Origin of the sequence: Nitrospina sp. 32_T5, assembly GCF_052156635.1 — a bacterium.
In the GTDB taxonomy this organism is placed as follows: Bacteria; Nitrospinota; Nitrospinia; order Nitrospinales; family Nitrospinaceae; genus Nitrospina.
On record NZ_JBQKUO010000001.1, the window covers coordinates 940,768 to 965,888 of the forward strand.

Genomic DNA, 25,121 nt, shown 5'->3' on the forward strand with positions numbered 1-25,121 from the left:
CTCCTGTTCTAAAAACCAGAAGAGGGTTGAAGCCTGTCGATGGGCTCAACCCTCTTTTTCGGAATGACTGGCGGAGAGGGAGGGATTCGAACCCTCGGTAAGGTTTAAGCCCTACACACACTTAGCAGGCGTGCGCCTTCAGCCAGCTCGGCCACCTCTCCTTGTATTCGTTTTCTTTTTTCGAGACGTCCCGGCACCGCTCCGGCCGGGGTTCCACTTCTTTCTTTTTTAAAACGGGCCGCCCGCCCGCTGTATCTGGCGGAGGGAGTAGGATTCGAACCCACGGACCTTTCGGTCAACGGTTTTCAAGACCGCCGCCTTAAACCACTCGGCCATCCCTCCATTCATTCGGTATCGCCCTCGGTGACCTCAATGTACCCAAGTCCGGCCCAAACTGCAAGAAGTCATGGCTTTGGGGCCCGTCCGGCCCGCGCCCGGCTCCGCAAACTGCGAAACCGTACCAGATTCAGCCGGGTTTGCCAATCACTTCCAGACCGTGCATGTAGGGACGGAGCGCCTCCGGCACGACCACGGTGCCGTCGGCCTGCTGGTAGTTTTCGAGGATGGCGACGAACAGGCGTCCCGCCGCCACGCCGGAGCCGTTCAGCGTGTGCACCAGCTGGTTGCCGCCATCCCTGCTTTTGAAACGGATCTTCGCCCGCCGGGCCTGGTAGTCGGTGAAATTACTGCACGACGAAATTTCGCGGAACGTGTCCTGGGTCGGCAACCACACTTCCAGATCGTACGTCTTCGCCGCGGAGAAGCCGAGGTCGCCGGTGCACAGGTTCATCACGCGGTAGTGCAGGCCGAGTTTTTGCAGGATCGATTCCGCGTGCGAGAGTAGTTTTTCCAGCTCGTCCCACGAGCGGTCCGGGTGCGCGAACTGCACCAGCTCCACCTTGTCGAACTGGTGCTGGCGGATGATGCCGTGCGTGTCCTTGCCGTACGATCCCGCCTCACGCCGGAAACACAGGGTGTAGGCGGTGTACTTGACCGGCAGGTCGTCCTCTTTCAGGATCTCGTCGCGGTGGTAGTTGGTGACCGGCACCTCGGCGGTCGGGATCAGGTAATAATCGTCTTCCAGCCGGAACAGGTCTTCCTTGAATTTGGGCAACTGCCCGGTGCCTTCCAGGCTTTCCTCGTTGACCAGCACCGGCGGGTACAACTCCGTGTAGCCGTTCTCGCGCGTCTGCACGTCGAGCATGAAGTTGATGAGCGCACGCAGGAGCTGCGCGCCCTGACCGCGGAACACGGCGAAACGCGCGCCGGAAATTTTGGCGGCGCGTTTGACATCGAGTAGGCCCAGCGCCTCGCCCACCTCCAGGTGGGTTTTCGGTTTGAAATCGAACTGCGGCTTCGTGCCCCACTCGCGCACGAATTCATTCTGTGTCTCGTCCCTGCCCTCCGGGGTGGTGTCGCTGGGCGCGTTGGGGATGGCCAGCAGCGTGTCCCTCACCTGCCGTTCCAGGTCTTCCGCCGCATCGTCGAGTTCCTTGATGCGCACATTGATCTGTTTCACCTCGTCCATGAGCACGCTGGCGTCCTCGCCTTTTTTCTTCAGCTGGCCCACCTCGTTCGACAGGGTTTTCTTTTTGTTTTTGAGCGTGTCGGCCTCGCGTTGCGCGTCGCGCCGTTCGGCATCGAGCCCGGCGAGGCGGTCGAGTCCGTCGGCAAACGCGTTTCCGCGCTGGGCCAGCCGGGCGCGCAGGCCTGCGGTGTCTTCGCGGATGAGTTTGATATCGAGCATGAGCGTTCCTAATCTTTTCTGCGGCTTCGGTGGATTTTCCGCTTCGAGCGGCCACCCTTTTTGATGCGCTGTTCCAGCCCTTCCAGTTTCATTTTGATGAGCGCCGGGTAACGGTAGTTGCCATCCAGTCCCTGAAACCGTTCGTACGCCTGGTCCAGTTGACCCTCTTCCTCCAGGCACGAGGCCATGATGAATTCCATGTCGCCTTCGAAATCGCTGCGTGGATACGCATTTTGAAACGCGGTGTAACGGGCGCGCGCTTCTTCACATTTCTTGAGCGAGAACAGGATTTCCATCATACGGAAATACGCACGTTCCGCCCAGTCGGATTTCGGGTAATTCTCGAGCAGGATCTCGAGTTCCATCAACGCCTGGTCGTAGTTGTGTTTTTTAAAAAAGATCGACGCAATGCGGAACTGATGCTCGGCGTTTTCATCCGGACGCTCGTTGAGGTTGATCAGGTTCTGGTACTCGATGATCGCCTGGTCGAGGTCCTTGATGTTGAGCTCCACGATTTCGGCGATGTACTTGCGCGAATCGTAGGCGAAGGGTCCCTTGGGGTTGCGTTTTGCCACGTCCTGGAAAAAACCGAGGGCCTTTTCGTAGTCGTCGAGGTCGAAGTAATGGATTTCACCCAGGCGAAACAGGGCTTCCTGCGCGATGGGGCCTTTCGGCGAGATTTCGATGACGGCGCGGAACAGTTCGACGGCGCTGTGGCTGTGGCCGTCGATCCACCGGTCGTGCGCCTTTTCCAGCAACCGGCGCGGTTCGGAATCCGGCTGGCAGGCGCCGATGAACACGAGCGCCACAATCCAAATCAGAAACTGGAACTGGAATGCGATTCGAGAATCCAACACGATCCGCCTTAATGGGGTTTGGTGACCGGGCAGGGATCAGTCTTCGAGTTTTTCAAATCCGACGATCTGCGTGCCTTCTTCCATGCGGACCAGGCGCACGCCCTGCGTGTTGCGGCCCATGACGGAAATTTCACTGACTTCCATGCGGACGATGTTGCCGCGCGAGGTGACCACCAGCAGTTCGTCGTCGTCCTGCACCTGCTCGACGCCGACGAGGTGGCCGGTTTTTTCGTTGCAGCGGAGGGTGATGACGCCGCGGCCGCCGCGGCCCTGCACGGGGTAGTCGTCGATCGGCGTGCGCTTGCCCAGCCCGTTTTCCGCCACCGCCAGCAGGTGTTTGCCCGGTTCCACGATTTCCGCGCCCACCACCCGGTCGCCGTCCTTGAAACGGATGCCCGTCACGCCGCGTCCGGTGCGGCCGATGGGGCGCACGTCCTGCTCGTCAAAGCGGATGGCCATGCCGGAGCGGGTGGCCATCAGGATGTGCTGTTTGCCGTCGCTGATGAGCGCGGTGATGACGCGGTCGCCCTCGTCCAGCGTGAGGCCGATGATGCCGCCCTGGCGGGGCCGGCTGTAGGCTTCCATCGACGTCTTCTTCACGATGCCGCTCTCGGTGACGCAGGTGATGAACTTGTCGGCTTCGAACGTGTCCACGGTGAGGATGCTGGCAATTTTCTCGTCCGGTTGCAACTGTATGAGGTTGGCGATGGACTTCCCCTTGGCGATGCGGCTCGCTTCCGGAATGTGATACACCTTGAGCCAGTGCACGCGGCCAAGGTTGGTGAACACCAGCAGGTAGTCGAGGTTCGACGCCACGAACACCTGGTGCACCACGTCTTCCTCGTTGACCGCCATGCCCTTGATGCCCTTGCCGCCGCGTTTCTGCGCGCGGTAGTTGTCGATCAACTGGCGCTTGATGTAGCCGCCGCGGGAGTAGGTGACCACGACGTCCTCGTCGGCGATGAGGTCCTCGATGTCGATGTCCGCCTCGTCCGTCACCACGATCTCGGTGCGGCGCTCGTCGCCGTACTTGTCTCGGATGCGGACCAGTTCTTTCTTGATGATGTCGAGCTTCACGTCCTCGTGGGCGAGGATGTTTTCGTATTCGGCGATTTCCTTGCGCACCGCTTCCAGGTCGTCCACGATCTTCTGCCGTTCGAGGCCGGTGAGGCGTTGCAGGCGCATCTCGAGGATGGCCTTGGCCTGCGCTTCCGACAGACCGAACTGCGTCATCAACCCGTCACGCGCGCTGGCGGGATCGGCGGCCTGGCGGATCAACTGCACCACTTCATCGAGGTGGTCGAGGGCGATTTTGAGGCCTTCCAGGATATGTTCGCGCTCGCGTGCTTTTTTGAGATCGTATTCCGTGCGGCGGGTGATGACCTCGCGGCGGAACAGCACGAACTGCTCGAGCGCGTCCTTGAGGTCCAGGAGACGCGGTTCGCGTCCCACCAGCGCCAGCAGGTTGATGCCGAAGGTTTCCTGCAGCTGCGTGTTCTTGTACAGGGTGTTCAGGATGACCTGGCTGTTGGCGCCCTTTTTGAGTTCAATCACCACACGGATGCCCTCGCGGTCGGATTCGTCGCGCAGGTCGCTGATGCCTTCGAGTTTCTTGTCGCGCACCAGTTGCGCGATCTTTTCCACGAGGCGCGCCTTGTTCACCTGGAACGGCAGCTCGCGGATGATGATCCATTCGCGGTCGCCTTTCGGGCTTTCCTCGATCTCCACCCGGCCGCGCACCTTGATCTGCCCGCGTCCGGTATGGTAAGCCGCGCGGATGCCGGCGGTGCCGTAAATCAGCCCCGCCGTCGGGAAATCCGGCCCGGGCACGATTTTGATGAGGTCGTCGATACTGCACCCCGGGTTTTCGATGAGGTGGATGGCCGCGTTGACGATTTCCGTCAGGTTGTGCGGCGGAATGTTGGTCGCCATGCCGACGGCAATGCCCGACGAACCGTTGACCAGAAGATGCGGAAACGCCGCCGGAAGCACCGTGGGTTCCGTCGTCGATTCGTCGTAGTTGGCAATGAACTGAACGGTGTCTTTTTCGAGATCGTTGAGCAGCTCCTGCGTGATCTCGCGCATGCGGATTTCCGTGTAGCGCATCGCAGCCGCGGAGTCTCCGTCCACCGACCCGAAGTTGCCCTGTCCGTCCACCAGCGGGTAGCGCAGCGCAAACGGCTGCGCCATGCGCACGATGGTGTCGTACACCGCCATCTCGCCGTGGGGATGGTATTTACCGATGACATCGCCGACGATGCGCGCCGACTTGCGGTAGGGCCGGTTGAACACGTTGCCCTGGTCGTGCATGGCGTACAGGGAACGCCGGTGCACCGGTTTCAGTCCGTCGCGGATGTCCGGAAGCGCGCGGCCGATGATGACGCTCATCGCGTAATCGAGATACGCGCTCCGCATCTCGTCTTCGATATTGATCAGCTCTACGGTCTGGCCCATGGGTCGTGTCTTTGGTTAAGGTCGTTGTGTGTTCTGCGCGGTGGCCGGCTCAGATATCCAGGTTTTTGGCATCCATGGCGTGTTTGTGTATGAATTCCCGGCGCGGCTCCACGGCGTCGCCCATCAACGTCGAGAACAGTTCCTCCAGTTCGACGATGTCCTCGGCGCGCACCTGCAGCAGCACCCGCGACTCCGGGTTCATGGTGGTTTCCCACAACTGGTCCGGGTTCATCTCGCCCAGGCCTTTATAACGCTGGATGTACATGCCGCCCTTGCCGGATTCCATGATGGCGTCCAGAAGTTCGTTCTTATTGGGAAGCTGGCGCGACTCGTTCTTGTAATTCAGGGTGAACGGAGGGCGGTCGAGCCCCCGGATCGGCTCGTAATACGAATACAGTTTCTTGATGAGCGGGGATTTCACAAACTCCGCGTTGAACTGGACACCGAACTCCCGGCCCCAGCGACGTCCGGAAAACAGGAACTGGTAAAAATTCTTTTCCGGATCGTAGTCGATGGTGATGTAAAAATCCTTGATCGACGTCGTCACCTGGATCCATTTCTGGCCGTGCTCGGTTTTCGAGCGGTAGGTGTTGCCCTCCGGATCGTCGAACTCGATGCCGAATTTGCCGAACTCCGCCGCTTCATCCTCGCCCAGCGTCTCGCCGTTTTTGAGGACAACGGGCACGTTTTTGAGACCCCCTCCGAGTTCGAACCGTTCCCGGCAATCGGCATCGATCAACTGATCCATGATGTCCTCGATGGTTTTCAGCATGGTGCCCAGCGTGCGGAAGGTGTTCTCATCCATGGTCTGGCTCACCAGCGCGTCCAGAACCTCCGCCGGAATGTTGTTTTTGGAAATCATGTCCGTGCAATCGCGGTACTGGATCAGCTGGTTGACGATCTTGACCAGTTCGGGTCCGGCGTAGGCGTTGCCGTTGTCGGCGATGTGGAGTTCCTGGTTCTCGCTGCCCTGCTCGACCAGGTACTGCGACAGGATTTTTTCGTCCTTGATGTACGTTTCCGACTTGCCGCGTTTGATCTTGAACAGGGGCGGCTGGGCGATATACAGGTATCCGCGTTCGATCACCTCCTGCATCTGCCGGAAGAAAAAGGTGAGCAGGAGCGTGCGGATGTGCGAACCGTCCACGTCGGCGTCGGTCATGATGATGATCTTGTGGTAACGGATCTTGTCGACGTTGAAATCGTCCTTGCCGATGCCCGTGCCGAGCGCCGTGATGAGGGCGCGGATTTCGTCGCTGCTGATCATTTTGTCGTAGCGCGCTTTTTCAACGTTCAGAATTTTTCCCTTGAGCGGCAGGATGGCCTGGAATTTGCGGTTGCGGCCCTGTTTGGCGGAACCGCCGGCGGAATCACCCTCAACGATATACAGTTCGGACTCGGCCGGATCTTTTTCCGCGCAATCGGCGAGTTTTCCGGGCAGGGAACTGATTTCCAGCGCACTCTTACGCCGAACCAGGTCTTTGGCTTTCTTGGCCGCCTCGCGTGCCTGAGCGGCGCTGATGGCCTTTCCGACGATGGACCGCGCCACCGCGGGCTCTTCCTCGAAGATCTGACCCAGCTTTTCGTTGACGATCTGCTCCACCTGACCCTTGACGTCACTGTTGCCCAGGCGGCCCTTGGTCTGGCCCTCGAACTGCGGATCCGGGATCTTGACGCTGATCACCGCCACCAGTCCTTCGCGCACATCCTCGCCCGTCAGGCTGACGCCGGCGGTTTTAAGCAGGTTGTTCTGCGTGGCGTAACTGTTGATGGTGCGGGTGAGGGCGGAGCGGAACCCGCTCAGGTGCGTTCCGCCGTCCCTGGTGTTGACGTTGTTGACGAAGGTGAAAATTTCTTCGGCATAACTGTCGTTGTACTGCATCGACAACTCCAGGAACATGTTGTCGCGTTCGCGCTCGATGTAGATCGGTTTGGGATGCAGGGTCTTTTTGTTTTTATTCAGGTGATCGATGAACGACTGGATGCCGCCCTCGAAAAAGAAATCGTGGCTGCGCCCGTCCCGCTCATCGTGAATCTTGATGCGCAGGCCCTTGTTCAAATACGACAACTCCCGCAGGCGGTTTGACAGGATGTCGAAACTGAAATTGGTGTCGGGAAAGATTTCGGGATCCGGCCGGAAGTCGATCTTGGTGCCGGTGGTGGTGGTTTGCCCCACTTCTTCCAGGGACGTGACCGGTTTGCCGCGCTCGTATTTCTGCTGGTAGATCCTGTTGTCGCGCTTGATCTCCAGTTCCAGCGTCTCCGCCAGTGCGTTGACGACCGAGACACCGACGCCGTGCAGGCCCGCCGACACCTTGTACGTGTCCTTGTCGAACTTGCCGCCGGCATGCAGGGTGGTCATCACCACTTCGGCGGCGGACATGTTCTTGCCCTTGTGGTGGTCCACGGGGATGCCGCGGCCGTTGTCCGATACGGTCACACTGCTGTCGACGTGCAACTGGACTTCAACCTCGGTGCAGTATCCGGCGATGGCCTCATCCACGCTGTTGTCCACCAGCTCGTAAATCAGGTGGTGGAGCCCGTCCTGACCTGTACCCCCAATGTACATGGCGGGTCGCTTGCGGACAGCTTCCAGACCTTCCAGGACCTTGATATTGGACGAGTCGTAAACAGCCTTTTGCGGTGTTTCCATCAGTTCCAGATCAGAGAGAAATAATAAATAACAAGATAGTTGTTGTAGAAGGCGCTGTGGGAATGTGGAAAATCAGTCTAAATCAATGAATTTAAAGGAATAATTGATTGAACAACTCATGTGGCCGAACGCCTCGAACGCATTGCGGGTGGGGACAGATTCGTACCTTATATAATTATACCCGAATAGGGTCCCTTTAGGACACAAATTTTGCCCAGGTTTTCCACAAATTTTTAAGGAATGGCTCAGCTTTCGAGGATGTTCAGAATCTGCTGGATGGACCCGGTCATCTCGTTGTTTTCCTTGACCAGCGAGGAAATCTTGCGGTGGGAGAAAATGACCGTGGTGTGGTCTTTTCCACCGAATTGCCTGCCGATCTCCGGAAGCGACGCCTGGGTGTATTCCCGGCAGATGTACATGGCGATCTGGCGGGGGATGGAGATGTCCCGGGACCGCTTTTTGGACTTGAGGTCGGACACCCGGATGCTGAAGTACTGCGCCACGGTTTTCTGGATGTTGGCGATGGAGAAGTTCTTGTTCTTGTCCACCGTGAAATCCTTCAACACTTCCTTGGCGAGATCCAGGTCGATGTCGCGCCGCGTGAAAGAAGAGTAGGCGATCACGCGCAGGAGAATGCCCTCCAGCTCGCGGATGTTCGACTTGATGTTGTTGGCGAGGAACATGGCGACGTCCTGCGAAATTTCCTTTTCATGGGAATCCGCCTTTTTGTAAAGAATCGCCATTTTGGTTTCGAGGTCCGGCGGCATGATGTCGGCGATGAGCCCGCTTTCGAACCGCGAACGCAGACGCTCCTCGATGTTCTTCATGTCCTTGGGGTACCGGTCGCTCGAAACGACGATCTGCTTGTGGTACTCGTACAGCGAATTGAACGTGTAGAAAAACTCTTCCTGCGTGCGTTCCTTTCCCGCAATGAACTGAATGTCGTCAACGAGAAGCACGTCCAGCGGACGGTACCTTTCCCGGAACGCGGCCATCTTGTCCCGTTTGATCGATTCAATCAGGTCGACAGTGAAGCGTTCCGCGGAAATGTAACGGACGCGCAGGTTGGGGTTCTGATTTGAAATCTGGTTGCCGATGGCGTGCAGCAGATGCGTTTTTCCCAGACCCACCGCACCGTACAGGAACAACGGATTGTAGGTGTACGCCGGTTTCTGCGCCACGGCCTGGCAGGCGGCGTGGGCGAACTGGTTGTTGGGCCCGATGACAAAACGGTCGAACGCGTACTTCGGGTTCAGGAAACTTTCCGCGCGCGGAGATTCACCCACTTCCACTTGTGGTGAAGAAGGGGCAGGGGTCTCCATTCCCGCTTCAGACGGGGCCGAAACGGGGTGATGCCCGTTTCCATTTCCATTTACATTGCTGTTGGACGGGGTTGAAACACCGTTTACCTGAAAACACACTTCCAGTTTCTTGTTCGCGATATTTTCCAGCGTCTCTTGAATCAACTCCAAATAGTTTTCCCTAAGACACCGTTCAAAGAAACGGTTGGGAACCACCAGGGTGAGTGTGTTTTCGTTTTTGGCGCAGGGATAAAGCGGGGTGAACCATGTGTTGAAGTTTTCAGGAAGAATTTTCTGTTCGATGTGATCGAGACAATTCTTCCATAGAGCGTCCATAAACCCAGCCCCTTCTACTTGAGAAAAATCGTGTGGACGAAATATAAATGTGAGGAGAGAACGCGTTGAATATATAAAACGGTCTGAACCAATTCAACCACAAAAAATGGGCAGAAAGTTCTTTCAAAAATAAGTCGTGCAATAACAGGTTAATTGCCTGATTAAAAATTTGTTACTCACATATTTTCCACAGGTGTTCAATTTGTGGAAAACCCGCCCCTCCTTTTTTGGTATCAGAACACATTCAAAAATATAAGGTTACAGGCTTTATACCCTGGGCCGTGCGCTGTTGGTAGAAACCGGTCGCCAACGGCTGAACGCAGGCGGACGCGCGATCACGGGGATCCCGTCGACAGCCCGGGCCGTTTGCCGGTTCTTCACCTCACCCGTCTTGCCGCGCACAAGACGACCCCTGCCTGTATATGGAACGGACCGGAACGTCCGGTCCGTTCCTCCCGCCTCTTTCAATTTGTTTTTGGTTTTTATCATTTAAGGGAGACATCATGAACTGGTTGCGAGGAAAAAAAACCTACCTGGTCGCGGCGATGATGGTCGCCATTTCGATTATCAATCTCATGACGGGTGACGCGTCGCTGACCGACCTGGTCTCGAGTCCGCACTTCAACACCCTGCTGGAAGGCATCGGTCTCGGCACTTTGCGTGCCGGCGTTTCCAAAAACCTGTTTCGATAAAAAAAAATTGAATACGAATTTTCCCGGCCGGGTTTGTTCTTTTCTTCCTTCCTGTGTCGGCCACGCCGCAGGATCGCGAGCATTCTTCCATCATTCCACCCCCTGAATCCGAAGCCATGACCCTTTCGTTCCTGCAAATCCTCACGCCCTACATCACGCTCCTGCTCACCGCGGGCATCTGGGTGGTGGGCTGGCTGATGAAAAAACTCATCGCCGAGAACGACCGCCACTTCCTCGAAGTCAAAACCGAACTGAAAGCGAAGATCGACGAACGGGGCGGCGAGCTGGAAAAACGCATCGACAAACTGGAGCGCGACCTGGAACTGCTGGAACGTTCGCGTCTGGCCGATCACAAATACCTGTACGAGCAGTTCGTGCACAAGGACGGCTTTCACCGTACCGTCGGCCGCACCGAAAGCGCCATCGGCAGGATCTTCAAACAGCTCAACGAACTCAACCGGGTGGTGAACCGCAACATCGGCGCCGCGGAAAACAACCATGACTGACGCCCGGCCTGATCCCACTCTCGTAGTTCTGCTGGAAGAGGTGGGGGCGCTGCGGCAATCGATCCAGGAGATTTTGCGCCACGCGCCGGAAGAGGTGCAGCTGCACCGCATCCACGGCATGTACGTCGGCCACATCCTCGACATCCGCAAAACGCTTCTGCAGGAACAGGCGGCGGACAAGGAGGCATTGCTTATCGACGCGCTCCGCGCCGTGGTGCGGTTTCTGCTGGAACGCGGGGAAGAGGGGATGGCGCAGTTCGTCGGCGACCATCTGGAAGCCATCGGTGAAAAGGTGAAAGAGACGTGGCAGGATTCAAAAACATTTCCAGACTGGCAAACGGCTACGCGGACATCCGCCGCACCCTCGGCCGCGCCATCACCCCGTTCGGACGCACCAGCGCCGGGCATAAGGAGGAACGGCGGCAACGGGCGTGCCGGGACCTGAAGTTTTTCGCGGAAACCTATTTCCCGCATTACCTGACGGAAAAACCGTCGAAGATGCACCGCCACTTCTACCGGCGGTTCCAGCAGGCGATCGACCGCGCCCAGTCGCCGAAACAACGCGGCCATGCATCGTTCCCCTCCCGCATCGCCCAGGCGGCGCCGCGCGGTCACGCCAAATCGACGATCACCTCCCTGATCCTGCCGTTGTGGTGCATCGCGACAGAGAAACGCAAGTTCATCGGCCTGGTGTCGGACACCACCGAACAGGCGGCGGACTTCCTCGAATTCATCAAGGCGGAACTGGAGGTCAACGAACGCCTCATCGAGGATTTCCCGAAAGCCTGCGGCGAAGGCAGGACGTGGAAATCGGGACAGGTCATCACCGCCAACGGCGTCAAACTCAAATGCTGGGGCAAACGCAAGGCCATGCGCGGCGCCAGGCACGGTCATCGAAGGCCGGACCTCATTATATGTGACGATCTGGAAAGCGACGAGAACATCGATTCGCCCGAGCAACGCGCCAAAGACCGCGAATGGTTTTTCAAGGCGCTGATGAAGATCGGCGGACGCTACTCCGTGTACCTCGTCGTCGGCACGCTGTTGCATTACGATTCCTTACTGGCGCACCTCTTGAAGCGACCCGGCTGGCAGGCCGACACCTGGCGCGCCGTGATGGCGTGGTCGGCGTCGCCGTTGTGGGTGGAATGGGAACACCTGTTCGCCGCGCGCAAGGAAAAGGAGGCGGACCGGTTTTTTTCACAGCATAAAAAGGAGATGCTGGTGGGCACCGAGGTGCTGTGGCCGAAGGTCGAGGACTATTACTATTTGATGAAGATGCGGGTGAGCGACGGGCCCGCGTACTTCGATTCTGAAAAACAGAACCAGCCGATCAATCCCGATGACTGCCTGTTCCAGGAAAATTGGTTTCGTTACGTGGAAGAAGACGAGGTGGCGCAGAAGCTGGCGGCCGGGGAATACACCGAATTTTACGGCGCCGTCGATCCGTCACTCGGCAAGCAGTCGCAGAAAGCCGACCCGTCGGCCATCGTCATCGCCGGCGTGGACGCGGAGGGCGGCATCGACGTGCTGGAAGCGGACATCCAGAAGCGGCACCCGGACGCCATCATGGAAGACCTGTTCGCCTATCATAAAAGGTACGGGCTGACCGTGCTGGGTATCGAGGAGATTCAGTTTCAGGAACTGTTCAAGGACCTCGTTATAAAGGAGAGCGCGAAACGGCGGTTGTATTTACCTGTCGAGGGCCTGCGCCCGAATACGGACAAAGTGTTGCGCATCACCAAGATCCAGCCGCAGATCAAGAACGGCGTCATCCGCTTCCGCCGCCACCAGACCCAGCTCCTGGACCAGCTCCGCTACTTCCCCAAAGCCGACCACGACGACGGCCCCGACGCCCTCGAAATGACCTTCTCCCTCATCACCCAGGCGCACCACTCCGGGCCGAGGGTGCGGTTGTTGTGATTGAAACAGGTTTTTTAAAAAGGAATGGTTTCAAAAGTTTGAAACCAGTCATTATCCGAACCCTCCTTTTTAAATCCGCAAACCCTCTTTTACATAACCGTTTAGCCAAAATTCCCCTTGTCCTGTCTGCTGTATGCAGGACGGGTTGAGGGTCTTCTGCTCCCTCCCCTCCCGTTTCACTTTCCAACCTTCCTCCGACGGAAACGCCTCTCTTATGAACATCACCGACTGGTTTCAACGCAAAGTCAGCGCCACCACGCGCGCGCTCACCCTGCTCATGCCGCTGCGTCCCGGCTCGGGTCTCCGCGGCAGCTACGAATCGCTGGCGCGCGAGGGCTACATGCAGAACAGCGTCGTCCACGCCTGCGTCAAGGAAATCGCCGAAGCCGCCGCCGGGGTGCCGTGGTCGCTCTACCAGCGCAAAGCCGACGGCGACCTGGAAGAACTCTCCACCCACCCGCTCCTCAAACTGCTCGACCGGTCGAACCCCTTCCAGGGCAAATTCGAGTTGATCGAGCGTTGCGTCGCCCACCTTTACCTTTCCGGCAACGCGTATGTGGAAGCGGTCGGACCCGAGAGCCGCGCCGCCAAAACCAAAACCCCGCCGACGGAACTCTACGCCCTGCGCCCGGACCGCATCACCATCCTGCCCGATCCCACCCGCTTCATCCGCGGCTACGAGTACACGGTGGGCGGGCAGACGGTGCGCTTTTCTCCGGAGCAGGTGCTGCACCTCAAACTGTTCCATCCGCTCGACGACTGGTATGGCCTCTCGCCGGTGCAGGTGGCGGCGCTCTCGGTGGACAAGATGAACGCGTCCGACAAATGGAACGCGGCCTTGTTGCAAAACTCCGCCGTGCCTTCCGGCGCGCTCGTCTCGAAGAAGCGTCTCACCGACGAACAGTACGCGCGTCTCAAGGACGAGATGCGCGACCAGGTGCAGGGCATCGCCAACGCGCGCACGCCTCTGTTGCTGGAAGAAGACATCGAGTGGAAAGAGATCGGCCTTTCGCCGCGCGACATGGACTGGATCGACGGCCTGCGCTTCAGCGCCCTGCAGATCGCGCAGATCTACAATGTGCCGCCGGAACTCATCGGCCTGCAACCCGCCACCTACCAGAACCGCCGGGAAGCGCGCAAGGCGTTGTACACGGAAGTGGTCCTGCCCCTGCTCACGCGCCTGCGCGATGCGCTCAACAACTGGCTTTTGCCGCGGTTCGGCGACGGGCTGTTTCTCGATTACGACGCCGACCGCATCGACGCCCTCTCCGAAGACCGCGACTCGTTATGGCGGCGCGCCGTGCAGTCGCATTTCCTCACCCTCAACGAGAAGCGCGAGATGGTGGGCTACGACGCCGTGCCCGATGGCAACCGCCTCTTCCTGCCGCAAAACCTCACCCCGCTTGGCCAAAAACCAAAGTCCCATTCCAATTCGGACTCTCCCACTCTTCATTAGATAACTTCTGCTTCTCACACCCCTGTAACCGCTCACGCTTGGCGTGCCACTTTTGGAGTGTTCTTATATGGAGTACAAATCCTTCGCATTCAAACTCGACGACGTGTCGGACAGCGGCCGCTTCCATGGCTACGCCGCCACCTTCGGCAACGTCGACCTCGGCCTCGACGTCGTGCACAAAGGCGCGTTCCTTCACTCGCTGCTGGAAACGCACGGCCGCGTGCCGATTCTCGATCACCACGACCCGGCCAGGCAGGTGGGCTGGAACCTGGAAGCGCGCGAGGACGACCACGGCCTGTTCGTGCGCGGCCAGCTCGACCTCAACGTGCAGGCGGCGCGGGAGCGTCACTCCCTCATGAAGATGGCGGCGCAGATCGGCGGCCACACCGGACTTTCCATCGGCTTCCAGACGGTGCGCGAGGAAACCGACGCCAACGACTTCCGCGTGCGCCACCTGAAAGAAATCCGCCTGCTCGAGTACAGCCTCGTCACATTTCCCATGAACCCGGAAGCGGGCGTGACGCGGGTCAAGACACACGGCCCCCTGGCGCTTGCCGACTCGCTTCATTCGTTGCTCAGCACGTTGCGGGCCTGAAACGCATTCCTTCCTCTTTCGTCAATTGAAGTTTCATATTTCCCATCCACAAGGAGACCCACCCATGCAGGACATCAAACAACTGGTACACGACATCAACCGGTCCTTCCAGGAATTCAAGACGCGCAACGACCAGCGTCTCAGCGAGCTGGAGAAAGGCCGCCAGGATCCGCTTCTCGGAAACCAGGTCGACCGCCTCGGCCACGAGGTGCAGGACCTGAACGAAATCAAAAGCCGCATGGAGCGCATCGAAACGCAACTCAACCGCCCGATCTTTGACAGCGGTCCCGCAAGCACCTTCCACGTCGATCCCGAACGCAAGCAGGCCATCCACACCTACCTGCGCAAAGGCGAAGGCGCGCTTTCTCCGCACGAGGTCAAACTGCTCTCGGTGGACAGCGATCCGCAGGGCGGTTACTGGGTGACGTCGGAAATTTCGCAACGCGTCATCACGCAGATCGCCGAAAGCTCGCCGCTCCGTCACCTGGCGGCGGTCGAGACCATCTCCAGCGACGCGCTGGAGATTCCGGAAGACCTGAGCGACACCGAAGTCGGCTGGACTTCCGAGACCGGCGTGCGGAGTGAAACCGACACGCCCACCATCGGCGTGCGGCGCATCCCGGTTCATGAACTGTACGCCATGCCCAAGGCGACGCAGAAGTTGCTCGACGACGCGCGCGTCAACGTCGAGGAGTGGCTCAGCCACAAGATCGCGGCGAAGATGTCGTACGTCGAGAACTCCGCGTTCATCAACGGAGACGGTATCGACAAACCGCGCGGCCTGTTGACCTACCCCGCGGGCACGACGAATCCCGGCCAGGTGCGGCAGGTGAACTCCGGCCACGCCAGCCAGATCACCGCGGACGGTTTGCGCGCCGCGTTCTATGCGCTCAAGACACCTTACATCCGCCACGCGCGCTGGATCATGTCGCGTTCCACCATCGAGGTCATCTCCAAGCTGAAAGACGGCGGCGGCAGTTACCTTTGGGAACCGGGTTTGAAGGAAGGCGAACCGCAGATGCTGCTGGGTCACCCGATCGAACGCATGGAGGACATGCCGTCGGTTTCCGCCAACGCTTTGCCCATCGCATTCGGCGACTGGAAGCAGGCATACACGATTGTCGACCGTTCCGGCGTGCGTGTGCTGCGCGATCCGTTCAGCGCCAAACCCTTTGTGCTGTTCTACACGACCAAGCGCACCGGCGGCGACGTCACCAACTTCGAAGCCCTGGTCATCCAGAAAATCGCCGCGTAGGCAGGGAAGGGATTATTTATACCCCTCATCCTGGCCTTCTTCCGCAAGGGGAGAAGGAACTTTTAAAACCCCTTCTCCCTTGATGGGAGCACTCTTTGAGTGACGGGCTGGGGTGAGGGTGAACGATGATTATCTCTTCTTTTCACTCTTAAATCTCCCAACCCAGGAGGACAACATGCGAGACATGAAAAGCAATGTGGACGCGGTGAACTCTCTTGCTCCCGCCGCGTACACTGCCAGCAGCAACGGCTCCGGCGTGGACCTGCAAGGCCACGACGCCGCCATGGTCGTGTTCAGTGCTGGTGCCGCCGATACCACAGATACGGATGAAGTTTACACCCCGAAAGTCGAGGAGTCGGATGACGACGTCACCTACACCGCCGTCGCAGCGGACGACCTGGAAGGCGCTCTCGCCAACCTGTCGGCCAACAGCATCCAGCGCGTCGGCTATAAAGGATGCAAGCGCTACATCCGTGCGGTGCTCACCATCGCCGGCACCACGCCTTCGGTGCAGGCCGCAGGAACCGTCCTGCGCGGCCACCCCGCCCAGGCCCCGATAGCGTGATTGGGCAATCCCCTCCTGACTCCCTTTCCCTTCCTTATAAAGGAAGGGAAAGGGGCGGTTTCCCGATAACAACCTTTCCTTATATATAGGAACCCTTTTCCATGGCCCGAACCCTTAAAATCGCACCCGCCGAAGAACCGCTTTCCCTTTCCGAGGTCAAGGCGTACCTGAAGGTGACGTCATCCGATGACGACGTGCTTATCACGCGGATCCTCGCCAGCGTGCGCCGCGCCTGCGAAGCGTGGACCGGCCGGCCGCTCGTCACCCAGACGTGGACCCTGTGGCTCGACGGATTCCCCCGCACCAACCGGAAAAACACGCCTTCTTCCGGACACTTCGACCTGCCTGTTGATTCTTTCGATGCCGCCTCGCCCGTCATTAACCTGCCCCTGCCGCCGTTGCAGTCGGTGAGCTTCCTCAAAACCTACGATGCAGATCATCAACCGACAACGTTCGACAGCATGAAGTATTTCGTCGATACGGCCTCCCAACCGGGACGGCTCGTGCTCAACCAGGGTGCGTCCTGGCCATCCGGTCTGCGGAATGCGAACGCGGTGGAGATCGAGTTCGTCGCCGGGTACGGCGCGGCTGCGGCGGTGCCGGAACCGATCAAGCAGGGCATCCTTGTCTGGGCGCAACTGCTTTATGCCAACCAGAAGTGGCTGTTTGAATCCGGTGAGGAGGTGACGGGCCTCTCTGCCATGAACCGCCACCATCTTCCCGCGCAGGTGGAAGCGTTGTGGCAACCGTTCCGCTTGTTCGGATTGAGAGGAATACGATGAGCCTCGCGTTTTATTACCCGACCCAGGCCGCACCCACCGCGCAATGGATTCCCGGCAAGGCGCCGCGCTTTCCATTGAAGAAGACCACGGCATATCCCTCGCAGGTAACGGGCGAAACGGCAGGCGGCGTTCTGCACTTACAGGACACCGGAAGCCTGCGCGAGCAGTGGGAGCTGGTGTTCGACCGCATCCCCCCCGCCGATCATGAAGCGCTCAAAACCTTTTTCCAGGCCGTGCGGAAGTCCTTTCACACGTTTCAGTATGTAGACCCCCAGGGGGTGGTGCACCTCGTGCGCTGGATGAATGAATTCGAGTTTGAAGAAACCGTGCCGGAACGCTTTTCCGGAAGCATCGTTCTCAGAAAGGAATAATCCCATGATCGACTGGCAGAACACCCGATTGGAAGACCTTACGTTTGACGTGCAGGTGGAAGGCATTCAGGAAGTGGGGCACACGTTTGTGTTTCCGGTGATGGTGAAGTTGAAAGACGGGACTCCCGCATTCACCCAACCGGTTTCGTTGCGCACCGACTTCTACCGCGAACTCAAGAAGACGCCTGACTGGGAGGCCGCTTTGATGCAGATCATACAGGCGCGTGTTCGTGAAGAATGCCACCGCCGCAAGAAACAGGACAGCGTTTCCATTCACGACCGCCTTCGTTTGATGAACAGCGGCAACCATTCCCTTCAATAACCCAATTCATCTTTCTTCATGCGTACCTTCCCTCCCACATTCGATACGGCCAAAAACCAGACCGCACAACAGCCGGTGCATTTGCTGAAAATCGACTGGTCCGCCGTCAACGGCTACCCACCGCTGACGGTGCGGCTGGCCGACCGGTCAATGTCCACCGGTCAGGAAACCTGGCTGGCGCTGGTGGCCGACTGGGGCGAACTCGACAACCGCAGGACCGGCGGACCGACTCCGGAATCGTATCCGGACGTGCACCTCACGCTGATCAACGCACCGGCGGTGTTCGCGGAAAAAGCGGAGCGTTTCTCCGACCTGTTTGAAATCTATCCGCCGGAAGCAGCGACGGTGACCCTCTATCACTGGTTCGAGGAGGCGGGTCTGGATGAGAACGATCTGGTGCCGCTTCTCACCGGGCGGCTGGTGGATCCCATTGAGTACGACCCCGCATTTTGCCGCCTTCGCCTTGTAAATTTACATGAGTATTTCGGACGCATTCATTTCGGGCGTGCCATCAATTTAACCGATTACCCTCAGGCACCGGAGAAGAACCTGGGGCGGATGTGTCCCATCGTGTTCGGCCGGGTGGACCGGGCTCCCGGTGTGCTGGTGAGGAAAACTCGAACCACACGCATGACCTCGGTCGCCTCCCCGGGAGCCACCACGCTGGACGTCGCCGATACCGGTGGCTTTCCCGAATCCGGTACTCTGGTGGTGAACCAAGACAACATCGCTTACACCGGCACCACCCCCACCGCGTTCACCGGGTGCAGCGGCGTCAACGATTATCATTATGCGGGCGATGAAGTGCTGGAGTGGGTGACCGATCACCGCTACCTGTTCTCCGACCCGGCTTACCCCATTGCGGATATCCGCAACGTGCAGGTCGCGGGTGTGCCCGCTGATCCGGCCAGCTACAGCATCGATGTCAGTAAGGGAGAGGTGGTGTTCACTGAAAAGCCGCGCCGGACGCAATCCATCGACACACGGTTTCTGCAGGCGCAATTCGATACGGTGGCGGCAGGCAACACGGCGGTGGACGCCATCAAGGCCATGGATCCCGGCGGGAAAACGCAGTACGCGCGGATCAACCAGTTTCAACCTTTATTAAAATTGCAACAGACCGACGCCATGCCTGCGATCGGCGAGATCAACAAGGTGTTCCTGCGCGTCGAGCATTTCGTCGAGGAAAAACTGCCGAACGATAGCGTGTTCGCCCGCTTTGAAGGCCTGGGCCAGGTGGGGGTGTTGTCGCCTCCGTCTGCGGACGAAGGAGCGTTGACTTCGGGCTCGACGGACATCACCCACACGCATCTTGATACGTTGGGCTTTCCGGTCAACAACCCCGACCACCTGCACGGCGCGACGTCGGAAGCCGACCACATCATCGTGCAGGGGGCGAGCAGTGGACCCGGCGGCGATCATAAGGTGACGGGTCCGGCTGACGTCGGCCCGTTTTCCATCCCGATCACCTTTCCCTCGCCGCCTTCGGGAAACGTGCTGAGCGCGGAGTACCGCGTCACCTGGCGTTTCAAGTCGATCACCTTCACCGGCACCAACCCGGTTGTGACGTTTGTCGATGGCGCGGACGTGCGCACCGTTGGCACCTTCAACCCCACACGAGGCGATTTCGATTACACGCAAACGTTCACCGTCTCCAGCGGGCCCGGTGGGAACACTTGGAGTTTCAAAATCAACAACGGGTCAATGTGGTTCGATGCACTGACGGTCGAGCGCACCCTGTTTTATCCGCCGAATCCCGCGACGCAGGGCAACGGACTCGACACGGTGAAAGGCGGCAACGTCAGCCAGCACGGTTCGTCGCCCGCAATGAGTGCGGTGACCGACAAGACAACGCAGACCGTCATCAACCTTTTCGACATCACGGGGCTGGTCAACCGCGACTGGAACTGGTTCACCAATCGTGTGGTGGAGATCGAATACACAGGTACGCAGGACGGCAGAACGGCATTCATCATCCACGTTGCGTTCGAAATCGAATTCGCACGGAGGAGGCTCGTGACCACCGATGCGGTGAGTGCCGAGGTTGAGGGTGTGAAAGACGACGCGGCGGGCACGATCACCGGTACGCCCAACGCCGTCCTTGAACGTCCCGATCACCTGTTCCGCTGGTCCTTGCTGAACCCGGCTTCACTGGATGCATTGGATTTAGACGACGCGTCCTTCAACAGCGGGGGGACGGCCCTGGCTGCTGCGGTGTCCGGTGGATACCAACTGGCCGGCATTGTTGACAAGAAGAAGCCGCTTCGTGATTTGTGGCGGCAGTGGATGAAAGAGAGCCGGTGCGCCCTTTCCTGGGATGCGGAAGGCAGAGTAAGGCTAAAATTTTGTCCGCTCAACGAATTCGACGCCGTGGTCGGTCTGCATGTCAAAACGCTAACTGACAACGATGTGGTTCGCGATCCTAAAACGGGCCTGCCGCGCATGCGGTTTCAGCGTACACCTTTTGACGATATCGCCAACCACATCGAACTGCGTTACCACCGAGACTGGGTGGAGGGTGTGCGGCGGGGCTGGACCTCCGTATCCAATGCCGCCTCCATTTCGCTTTACGGACAGCAGGAGCATCCCGGTGAATTCGATTTTGACTGGACCCAGGCAGCGGAGCAGGCGGATGACCTCGCCCGGTTTTATCTGGGCGAGTCCACAAGGCCCAACACCCTGGTTGAGATCGAAGTCTTCCCGAACCACCTGGAGCTGGAACCGGGCGATATCGTCGAGTTTCAATCGGACCTGGGGAGTGCGTGGATGCTGGGACAGGTCCTGCCAGGCTCGCAACGGCTGGCCTCTGGCAGGGAAGGGCGCCTGCACACCCTGTTGATCACTCTGCGGTTGTTCCCGGCTGAATCCACCCGCTCAGACTTTATCGATACCGCCTTTGCTGGCGAAACGTGGTCGTCCCTTACGCAGTACGCTCCCTCTTTTACAGAAACCCTGGCGGTTGCCGATGGCGCATTCACCAACGATGCCGACGGCTGGGGTGTGCAGGGCTGGGGTGATACCGGCTGGGGTGGCAAGGTGGCGCTGTGAACGGCGGGTTGATTGAAGAAGAGCGTGTGACCTTCACCCTCACCGCGGCCGACGGCTCGGTGAAGGAACGGTTAACCATTATAAAAAGGAGACACACCCATGATTGTAGATTCCGGACTGCAACACATCGCCGACCAGCTTGCGGAACAGGGCGAGGCGACGATGAGCCACATGGCGGTGGGGACGGGTCAGACCGTTGAGTCGCCGGGCGATACCTCGCTTGAAACCGAACTAGCGCGCGTCGCCTTCACTTCCAAAACGCGTTCGGCCAAAAAGGTCGTGTACGTCGCCGACTTCGGTCCCGGCGTTGGTACGGGTGCGCTGACGGAGGTTGGCCTGCTGAACGCCGTCTCGGGCGGCAGTCTGCTTTCCCGCATCACCTTTCCAGTAAAGAACAAGGGCGCGGGCGATTCGCTGCAGATCACCATCGAACACACTTACGCGAGACAGTAATCATGCCGACACAAACCCCCCGATTGAATCTCACCCAACCCGATACCGGGAGTATTTCGTGGTCTTCGGACGTGACGAGTTGGGCTGACAAACTGGACGAAACGGCGGCGCAGACCCTGAGCGTGCATCTGGGCGGCGCGGCCATCGACCAGGAAGTCGTGTATGACGGGCTCCGTTTCGAAGTCGCCGTAACCATCAGCAAGATATCCCTGTTTGCCCGTCAGGCTCCCCAAGGCGCGGCGTTTTCCATCGATGTGCTTAAAAACGGTGTCGAGCAGAATAAGGTTGCCTCCCTTTCGGCCGGAAACCAAAGCGGCGCTGTGGCAGTCACCGGGCTCAACTTTTCCACGCTGGAAGACTTCGGTCTTAAAGTGAAAGGTGTGGGATCTACGGTGGCGGGTTCAGAAATCTCCCTCACCATTCACTACTCCCCTCAACCCCTTCCTTAAAGGAGTGATCTCATCATGAAACGTTTTTTGATTGTTGGCAGCGTCGCGATGGTGCTGGCGTGGGCCGGGCCGGCCGGCGCCATCACTTACAAGGGTGACCTGGAAGCGGATGAAAGTGTGATGTTTTCAGAACAGGCCACGCCCCCTTCCAATCCGCCCTCCGGCAAACGCAAGCTGTATTTTCAAACCGATGGTAACCTGATGGCTCTGGATTCTTTCGGAATCCAAAACCCTGTTATTTCTGGAGAGTGGAAAAATGTGGTTATCAATGGGGATTTTCGCCTGTGGCAACGGGGGACCAGCTTTGCCAACCCCAACGGCGGGTACGGTCCCGACCGATGGAAACTGTATGGCGGCGTCGGCAACACCACGGTGTATTCTCGACAAATATTTACGTTGGGTCAAACCGATGTTCCCGGCGAGCCGCAGTATTTTCTATCAATGGAAAAGGCTGGAGGGAATGGAGCGCCGCCTGAGTTGCACCAGTATATTGAATCGGTGCGCACTCTAGCGGGTAGAACGGCAACCCTGACTTACTATGCGCGGGCTGATTCTGCACGTAACTTGCGCGTTAACCTGCGACAAAACTTTGGCACTGGGGGCACGACTTCAACGCAGGTTGATACAACTTCTGCCACCTGTAATCTCACAACGGTGTGGCAGAGATGTACCGCGACGTACAAGCTGGAATCAATTTTCGGTAAAAACCTTGGCATTAATGGGGACGATTTTCTGGGTGTGCGCTTTGTGTGGGAGAATAATTTCGGCGGAACCATAGACATTGCCCAAGTTCAGCTTGAAGCTGGCGGTGTGGGTACCCCGTTTGAAGAGCGTGCGCCAAGTGTGGAGTTGGGTCTGGCCGAACGCTATTACCGTCGGTTTGGGCTTGGAATGACTGGCGGTTGGCATTCCCCTACTGAGGTGACCTTGGGTACAGTGTTGAAACCGCCCATGAGAGCCCCATGCACGTTGATCCTAAAAGACTCGACTCCGGTACTGGAAGAAGTTTCGGTCGGCGATAAAACCGGATCCTCCTCTGTTATTACTGCCTCAAGTGTTACAACCCAGGGCGTGTGGCTTCGGCTCAATGGGTTCACCGGCGCCAATGCAGGTAATCCGGCGGTGGTGAAGGAAGATGAATTATTTGCCTGCGATGCGGAATTATAAGTTAAAAAAGAAAGAATCATGAAAAGAAATTCTGGTTAATCATGTTTTGTGCGTGGCCGGATGTGGTTCAAGCGGAGATCGAATCGGCGCGCTTCCTGCAAGACGGCAGTGTGGAGGTTGTGGAGGATGGCAAGGAGATGATCGTCTCCTCCGATCCGGCCAACCGGCACTGGCAGGCATTGGATGCGTGGGTGAGCGCGGGGAACAGCATCGCGCCCTATGTGCCTTCGGTGGCGGAGTTGGAAACCGCGATCCGGCAGGAAGCCGACCGGAGAGTCGGTGCGGTGTACGACAGCACGATGAAAGACCGCATGCTGGCGCGGTCGAATGAGTTGTTGCTCAACCGCATCACCAACGGGTCGTTCACCGCCGTGGAACAGGCGGAGCTGGATGCCCTGCTGGCGGCCAACGCCTGGGTGAAAAGCGTGCGCCGGGCGGCGGAGTCTGCAATCGCCACCCTGCCCCGTCTGACCATCAACGAAAAGATTGGTTTCGATGCGGCAAGGGATGTGACCTGGCCGGCGGAACTGTAAATTGATACGGCTTTATTCAGGTGAGGGACCGATCGAGTCTTCCTTCAGGGAATGAGTAGCTTAATTACTGCTACTAAAGCTCCTTCCACGCGCCGATGACGCGGCCGACGATGGGGTCGGGGTTCTCGTGCAGATCGACGATCTGCACGTCGGCGGTGGGATTGATCGGCCGCAGGATGAGCAGGGTTTTTTTGCGTTCGAGGTACTTCGCGGTCAACCCGTCATCGTAAAAGATGGCGTAAATCTTGTTCTTCACGATTTTCCTGTCGTTGCGGTCGATCACCACGATGTCCCCCGAAGACAGCATCGGTTCCATGGAATCGCCGTCGACCCGGCTGGCCACCAGGTTGGTGCGTTTGCCCGCCGCACGGACGTGGAGCAGGACGTAATCCTCGATATTGTTTTCCTGAATGATCGGGTGCCCTGCGGCGATGGCGGAGCCGGTGAGCGGAATGGAAACGTAATCCTCGCTTGCCATCTTCGGCGCAACAGACGTGTTTGTCGTCTGGAACACTTTGAGGTCCGGCACCTGCACCGTCCAGCCCCGGTCCTCCGACAAAAGCGCATGCAAATCGACCTTCAGCCTGCGCGCGGCCTCCTGCAGGAAGTCGAATGACAAGATTACCTTTCCCCTTTCGTAGTGGCCGAGCACGTGGCCCGGAATGCCGATGCGCGAGGCGCATTCGTCCACCGACCAGCCCTTCATGTTTCGGCATTCTTTAAGGTTCTTGCCGATGCGCGTGTGCAGTCGAGACGCTCCTCCGGTACTTGACACCATCCATTGCAGATCGAGACGGAAGTGCGTTGCGATTTTGGCCAGCGTTTCCGTGTCCGGCAGGGTGTCGCGTTGAAAACATTTCTTCAGCTTCTCGTAATTGACACCGGTGTCCTGGCAGAAGCCGGTGAGCGGCTCTCCGTTCTGCAGGGTTTCGATTCGTTTCAACACCTTGTTCATAAATTAGGCATTCCCAAAATATCCGTTGACAAGAGGACAAACTTCCCACACTATAACACAAGAAAGGACAAAAGTCCCCTTCAGTTGCAATGGGCCTGTATTAAAAAGATAAAAATGGAGTTGTCATGCGACCGGATAAAGGAATGATACCGTTGAAACCGCAACCGGAAAAAGTCCGTCATTATAACACCGGGCCGGTGACGCCCGGATGTTCTTCCGCGCAACCTGCGGAGGGGACCGCTGCACATCCGGGGGACCTCTCGAGGCACCTTAAAATCCGGAAGTTGCGCGTATCCCGTACACCAGGCCGGAGGCTGCTGCGCTGTGCGGTGACGGTGATCACCCTGGAGACCGGGGAGACGGTGAAAAAGGGTTGCGGCCGGCGAGGACTCGCTCCATTCGAAGCAGGCCTCAAATGTTTTTACTGCGGTAACGTTCAATACAAGGCAGGATCGAGTCTCGATGAGCTGTGGTTTCATTTCCGGCTGGGCCGCGAGTACTGGCGGGTGCAAAGCAGCGGGGGACGAGAATACGTCAACGGTGTTCCGGTGCGCGGGGCGGGCGACGGCTTGCCGCCGGAGTGCATGCGCGACCTCGCTGATCCCCGTCCGCCGGAATGGTTCCGGTTGTATGTGCAGGGCGACGAAAACCAATTTCAACAGTACCTGCGAAACAGGGAGGCGCATTGAGGCGGTCTATGA

The 25,121-nt window shown here is 58.5% G+C and carries 23 protein-coding genes and 2 tRNA genes; 17 read left to right on the top strand and 8 right to left on the bottom strand.

Annotated features, from left to right (window positions below; translation table 11 throughout):
* Nucleotides 1-68: 68 nt before the first annotated feature.
* The 7 genes from ACTRW9_RS04420 to dnaA form a co-directional block, all read right to left on the bottom strand.
* Nucleotides 69-161: transfer RNA gene (locus tag ACTRW9_RS04420), tRNA-Ser, on the bottom strand.
* Between the two features lie 95 nt (nucleotides 162-256).
* Nucleotides 257-342, bottom strand: a tRNA-Ser gene (locus ACTRW9_RS04425).
* Between the two features lie 124 nt (nucleotides 343-466).
* A complete protein-coding gene (gene serS / locus ACTRW9_RS04430; RefSeq protein ID WP_442428436.1) occupies nucleotides 467-1,747 on the bottom strand; it encodes a serine--tRNA ligase in 1,281 nt (426 codons plus the stop codon).
* A gap of 8 nt (nucleotides 1,748-1,755) precedes the next feature.
* A complete protein-coding gene (locus ACTRW9_RS04435; RefSeq protein ID WP_442426920.1) occupies nucleotides 1,756-2,604 on the bottom strand; it encodes an outer membrane protein assembly factor BamD in 849 nt (282 codons plus the stop codon).
* Nucleotides 2,605-2,640: 36 nt separating this feature from the next.
* A complete protein-coding gene (gyrA, locus tag ACTRW9_RS04440) occupies nucleotides 2,641-5,058 on the bottom strand; it encodes a DNA gyrase subunit A (RefSeq protein ID WP_442428437.1) in 2,418 nt (805 codons plus the stop codon).
* Nucleotides 5,059-5,107: 49 nt separating this feature from the next.
* On the bottom strand, nucleotides 5,108-7,711 hold the full coding sequence (gyrB, locus tag ACTRW9_RS04445; protein ID WP_442428438.1) for a DNA topoisomerase (ATP-hydrolyzing) subunit B: 2,604 nt from the start codon (nucleotides 7,709-7,711) through the stop codon (nucleotides 5,108-5,110).
* 245 nt (nucleotides 7,712-7,956) lie between these two features.
* Nucleotides 7,957-9,348 (bottom strand): chromosomal replication initiator protein DnaA, encoded by a 1,392-nt coding sequence (gene dnaA, locus ACTRW9_RS04450; protein WP_442428439.1) that lies wholly within the window; start codon nucleotides 9,346-9,348, stop codon nucleotides 7,957-7,959.
* Between the two features lie 503 nt (nucleotides 9,349-9,851).
* Between dnaA and ACTRW9_RS04455 the strand changes: the two genes are divergently transcribed.
* The 16 genes from ACTRW9_RS04455 to ACTRW9_RS04530 all read left to right on the top strand — a co-directional run bounded on the left by ACTRW9_RS04455 (nucleotide 9,852) and on the right by ACTRW9_RS04530 (nucleotide 23,465).
* Nucleotides 9,852-10,040 carry a hypothetical protein gene (locus ACTRW9_RS04455; protein WP_442428440.1) on the top strand — a complete coding sequence of 63 codons (189 nt, stop codon included), beginning with the start codon at nucleotides 9,852-9,854 and terminating at the stop codon, nucleotides 10,038-10,040.
* Between the two features lie 116 nt (nucleotides 10,041-10,156).
* Nucleotides 10,157-10,546 (top strand): hypothetical protein, encoded by a 390-nt coding sequence (locus ACTRW9_RS04460; protein WP_442428441.1) that lies wholly within the window; start codon nucleotides 10,157-10,159, stop codon nucleotides 10,544-10,546.
* Nucleotides 10,539-10,991 carry a hypothetical protein gene (locus tag ACTRW9_RS04465; RefSeq protein WP_442428442.1) on the top strand — a complete coding sequence of 151 codons (453 nt, stop codon included), beginning with the start codon at nucleotides 10,539-10,541 and terminating at the stop codon, nucleotides 10,989-10,991. Before ACTRW9_RS04460 ends, ACTRW9_RS04465 begins: the two co-directional genes overlap by 8 nt.
* Nucleotides 10,992-11,824: 833 nt before the next feature.
* The gene (gene terL, locus ACTRW9_RS04470) at nucleotides 11,825-12,469 is read left to right on the top strand and encodes a phage terminase large subunit (protein WP_442428489.1); all 645 of its coding nucleotides are present in this window, start codon (nucleotides 11,825-11,827) and stop codon (nucleotides 12,467-12,469) included.
* Nucleotides 12,470-12,683: 214 nt separating this feature from the next.
* Nucleotides 12,684-13,925 (top strand): phage portal protein, encoded by a 1,242-nt coding sequence (locus tag ACTRW9_RS04475; RefSeq protein WP_442428443.1) that lies wholly within the window; start codon nucleotides 12,684-12,686, stop codon nucleotides 13,923-13,925.
* A gap of 67 nt (nucleotides 13,926-13,992) precedes the next feature.
* Complete coding sequence (locus tag ACTRW9_RS04480; protein ID WP_442428444.1) at nucleotides 13,993-14,520, top strand: HK97 family phage prohead protease; 528 nt, start codon at nucleotides 13,993-13,995, stop codon at nucleotides 14,518-14,520.
* Between the two features lie 64 nt (nucleotides 14,521-14,584).
* Entirely contained in the window at nucleotides 14,585-15,775 is a 1,191-nt protein-coding gene (locus ACTRW9_RS04485) for a phage major capsid protein (protein WP_442428445.1), read from the top strand.
* A gap of 175 nt (nucleotides 15,776-15,950) precedes the next feature.
* On the top strand, nucleotides 15,951-16,340 hold the full coding sequence (locus ACTRW9_RS04490) for a hypothetical protein (RefSeq protein ID WP_442428446.1): 390 nt from the start codon (nucleotides 15,951-15,953) through the stop codon (nucleotides 16,338-16,340).
* 101 nt (nucleotides 16,341-16,441) lie between these two features.
* Complete coding sequence (locus ACTRW9_RS04495) at nucleotides 16,442-17,122, top strand: head-tail connector protein (protein WP_442428447.1); 681 nt, start codon at nucleotides 16,442-16,444, stop codon at nucleotides 17,120-17,122.
* Entirely contained in the window at nucleotides 17,119-17,493 is a 375-nt protein-coding gene (locus tag ACTRW9_RS04500; protein ID WP_442428448.1) for a hypothetical protein, read from the top strand. The genes ACTRW9_RS04495 and ACTRW9_RS04500 overlap by 4 nt, the downstream gene beginning before the upstream one ends.
* A 4-nt stretch (nucleotides 17,494-17,497) precedes the next feature.
* Complete coding sequence (locus tag ACTRW9_RS04505; RefSeq protein ID WP_442428449.1) at nucleotides 17,498-17,815, top strand: hypothetical protein; 318 nt, start codon at nucleotides 17,498-17,500, stop codon at nucleotides 17,813-17,815.
* 18 nt (nucleotides 17,816-17,833) lie between these two features.
* Nucleotides 17,834-20,863 (top strand): hypothetical protein, encoded by a 3,030-nt coding sequence (locus ACTRW9_RS04510; protein WP_442428450.1) that lies wholly within the window; start codon nucleotides 17,834-17,836, stop codon nucleotides 20,861-20,863.
* A gap of 99 nt (nucleotides 20,864-20,962) precedes the next feature.
* Nucleotides 20,963-21,316, top strand: a complete 354-nt coding sequence (locus ACTRW9_RS04515) for a hypothetical protein (RefSeq protein WP_442428451.1) — start codon at nucleotides 20,963-20,965, stop codon at nucleotides 21,314-21,316.
* Between the two features lie 2 nt (nucleotides 21,317-21,318).
* Nucleotides 21,319-21,765: a hypothetical protein gene (locus ACTRW9_RS04520; RefSeq protein WP_442428452.1), complete on the top strand. Its 447-nt coding sequence runs from the start codon at nucleotides 21,319-21,321 to the stop codon at nucleotides 21,763-21,765.
* 15 nt (nucleotides 21,766-21,780) lie between these two features.
* A complete protein-coding gene (locus ACTRW9_RS04525) occupies nucleotides 21,781-22,932 on the top strand; it encodes a hypothetical protein (RefSeq protein ID WP_442428453.1) in 1,152 nt (383 codons plus the stop codon).
* Between the two features lie 41 nt (nucleotides 22,933-22,973).
* Nucleotides 22,974-23,465: a hypothetical protein gene (locus ACTRW9_RS04530; RefSeq protein WP_442428454.1), complete on the top strand. Its 492-nt coding sequence runs from the start codon at nucleotides 22,974-22,976 to the stop codon at nucleotides 23,463-23,465.
* A gap of 73 nt (nucleotides 23,466-23,538) precedes the next feature.
* Here ACTRW9_RS04530 and ACTRW9_RS04535 read toward each other — a convergent pair whose 3' ends face one another.
* Entirely contained in the window at nucleotides 23,539-24,420 is an 882-nt protein-coding gene (locus ACTRW9_RS04535) for an XRE family transcriptional regulator (protein ID WP_442428455.1), read from the bottom strand.
* A 329-nt stretch (nucleotides 24,421-24,749) separates the two neighbouring features.
* On the opposite strand from ACTRW9_RS04535, the gene ACTRW9_RS04540 reads away from it, so the two are divergent.
* Entirely contained in the window at nucleotides 24,750-25,109 is a 360-nt protein-coding gene (locus ACTRW9_RS04540; RefSeq protein WP_442428456.1) for a hypothetical protein, read from the top strand.
* Nucleotides 25,110-25,121 lie beyond the last annotated feature (12 nt).

What these genes read in the sequence shown, in the direction of transcription:
- serS (WP_442428436.1), bottom strand. Translation starts at nt 1,747, where the DNA reads ATGCTCGATATCAAACTCATCCGCGAAGACACCGCAGGCCTGCGCGCC.
- gyrA (WP_442428437.1), bottom strand. Translation starts at nt 5,058, where the DNA reads ATGGGCCAGACCGTAGAGCTGATCAATATCGAAGACGAGATGCGGAGC.
- gyrB (WP_442428438.1), bottom strand. Translation starts at nt 7,711, where the DNA reads ATGGAAACACCGCAAAAGGCTGTTTACGACTCGTCCAATATCAAGGTC.
- dnaA (WP_442428439.1), bottom strand. Translation starts at nt 9,348, where the DNA reads ATGGACGCTCTATGGAAGAATTGTCTCGATCACATCGAACAGAAAATT.
- ACTRW9_RS04455 (WP_442428440.1), top strand. Translation starts at nt 9,852, where the DNA reads ATGAACTGGTTGCGAGGAAAAAAAACCTACCTGGTCGCGGCGATGATG.
- ACTRW9_RS04460 (WP_442428441.1), top strand. Translation starts at nt 10,157, where the DNA reads ATGACCCTTTCGTTCCTGCAAATCCTCACGCCCTACATCACGCTCCTG.
- ACTRW9_RS04465 (WP_442428442.1), top strand. Translation starts at nt 10,539, where the DNA reads ATGACTGACGCCCGGCCTGATCCCACTCTCGTAGTTCTGCTGGAAGAG.
- terL (WP_442428489.1), top strand. Translation starts at nt 11,825, where the DNA reads ATGCGGGTGAGCGACGGGCCCGCGTACTTCGATTCTGAAAAACAGAAC.
- ACTRW9_RS04475 (WP_442428443.1), top strand. Translation starts at nt 12,684, where the DNA reads ATGAACATCACCGACTGGTTTCAACGCAAAGTCAGCGCCACCACGCGC.
- ACTRW9_RS04480 (WP_442428444.1), top strand. Translation starts at nt 13,993, where the DNA reads ATGGAGTACAAATCCTTCGCATTCAAACTCGACGACGTGTCGGACAGC.
- ACTRW9_RS04485 (WP_442428445.1), top strand. Translation starts at nt 14,585, where the DNA reads ATGCAGGACATCAAACAACTGGTACACGACATCAACCGGTCCTTCCAG.
- ACTRW9_RS04490 (WP_442428446.1), top strand. Translation starts at nt 15,951, where the DNA reads ATGCGAGACATGAAAAGCAATGTGGACGCGGTGAACTCTCTTGCTCCC.
- ACTRW9_RS04495 (WP_442428447.1), top strand. Translation starts at nt 16,442, where the DNA reads ATGGCCCGAACCCTTAAAATCGCACCCGCCGAAGAACCGCTTTCCCTT.
- ACTRW9_RS04500 (WP_442428448.1), top strand. Translation starts at nt 17,119, where the DNA reads ATGAGCCTCGCGTTTTATTACCCGACCCAGGCCGCACCCACCGCGCAA.
- ACTRW9_RS04505 (WP_442428449.1), top strand. Translation starts at nt 17,498, where the DNA reads ATGATCGACTGGCAGAACACCCGATTGGAAGACCTTACGTTTGACGTG.
- ACTRW9_RS04510 (WP_442428450.1), top strand. Translation starts at nt 17,834, where the DNA reads ATGCGTACCTTCCCTCCCACATTCGATACGGCCAAAAACCAGACCGCA.
- ACTRW9_RS04515 (WP_442428451.1), top strand. Translation starts at nt 20,963, where the DNA reads ATGATTGTAGATTCCGGACTGCAACACATCGCCGACCAGCTTGCGGAA.
- ACTRW9_RS04520 (WP_442428452.1), top strand. Translation starts at nt 21,319, where the DNA reads ATGCCGACACAAACCCCCCGATTGAATCTCACCCAACCCGATACCGGG.
- ACTRW9_RS04525 (WP_442428453.1), top strand. Translation starts at nt 21,781, where the DNA reads ATGAAACGTTTTTTGATTGTTGGCAGCGTCGCGATGGTGCTGGCGTGG.
- ACTRW9_RS04530 (WP_442428454.1), top strand. Translation starts at nt 22,974, where the DNA reads ATGTTTTGTGCGTGGCCGGATGTGGTTCAAGCGGAGATCGAATCGGCG.
- ACTRW9_RS04535 (WP_442428455.1), bottom strand. Translation starts at nt 24,420, where the DNA reads ATGAACAAGGTGTTGAAACGAATCGAAACCCTGCAGAACGGAGAGCCG.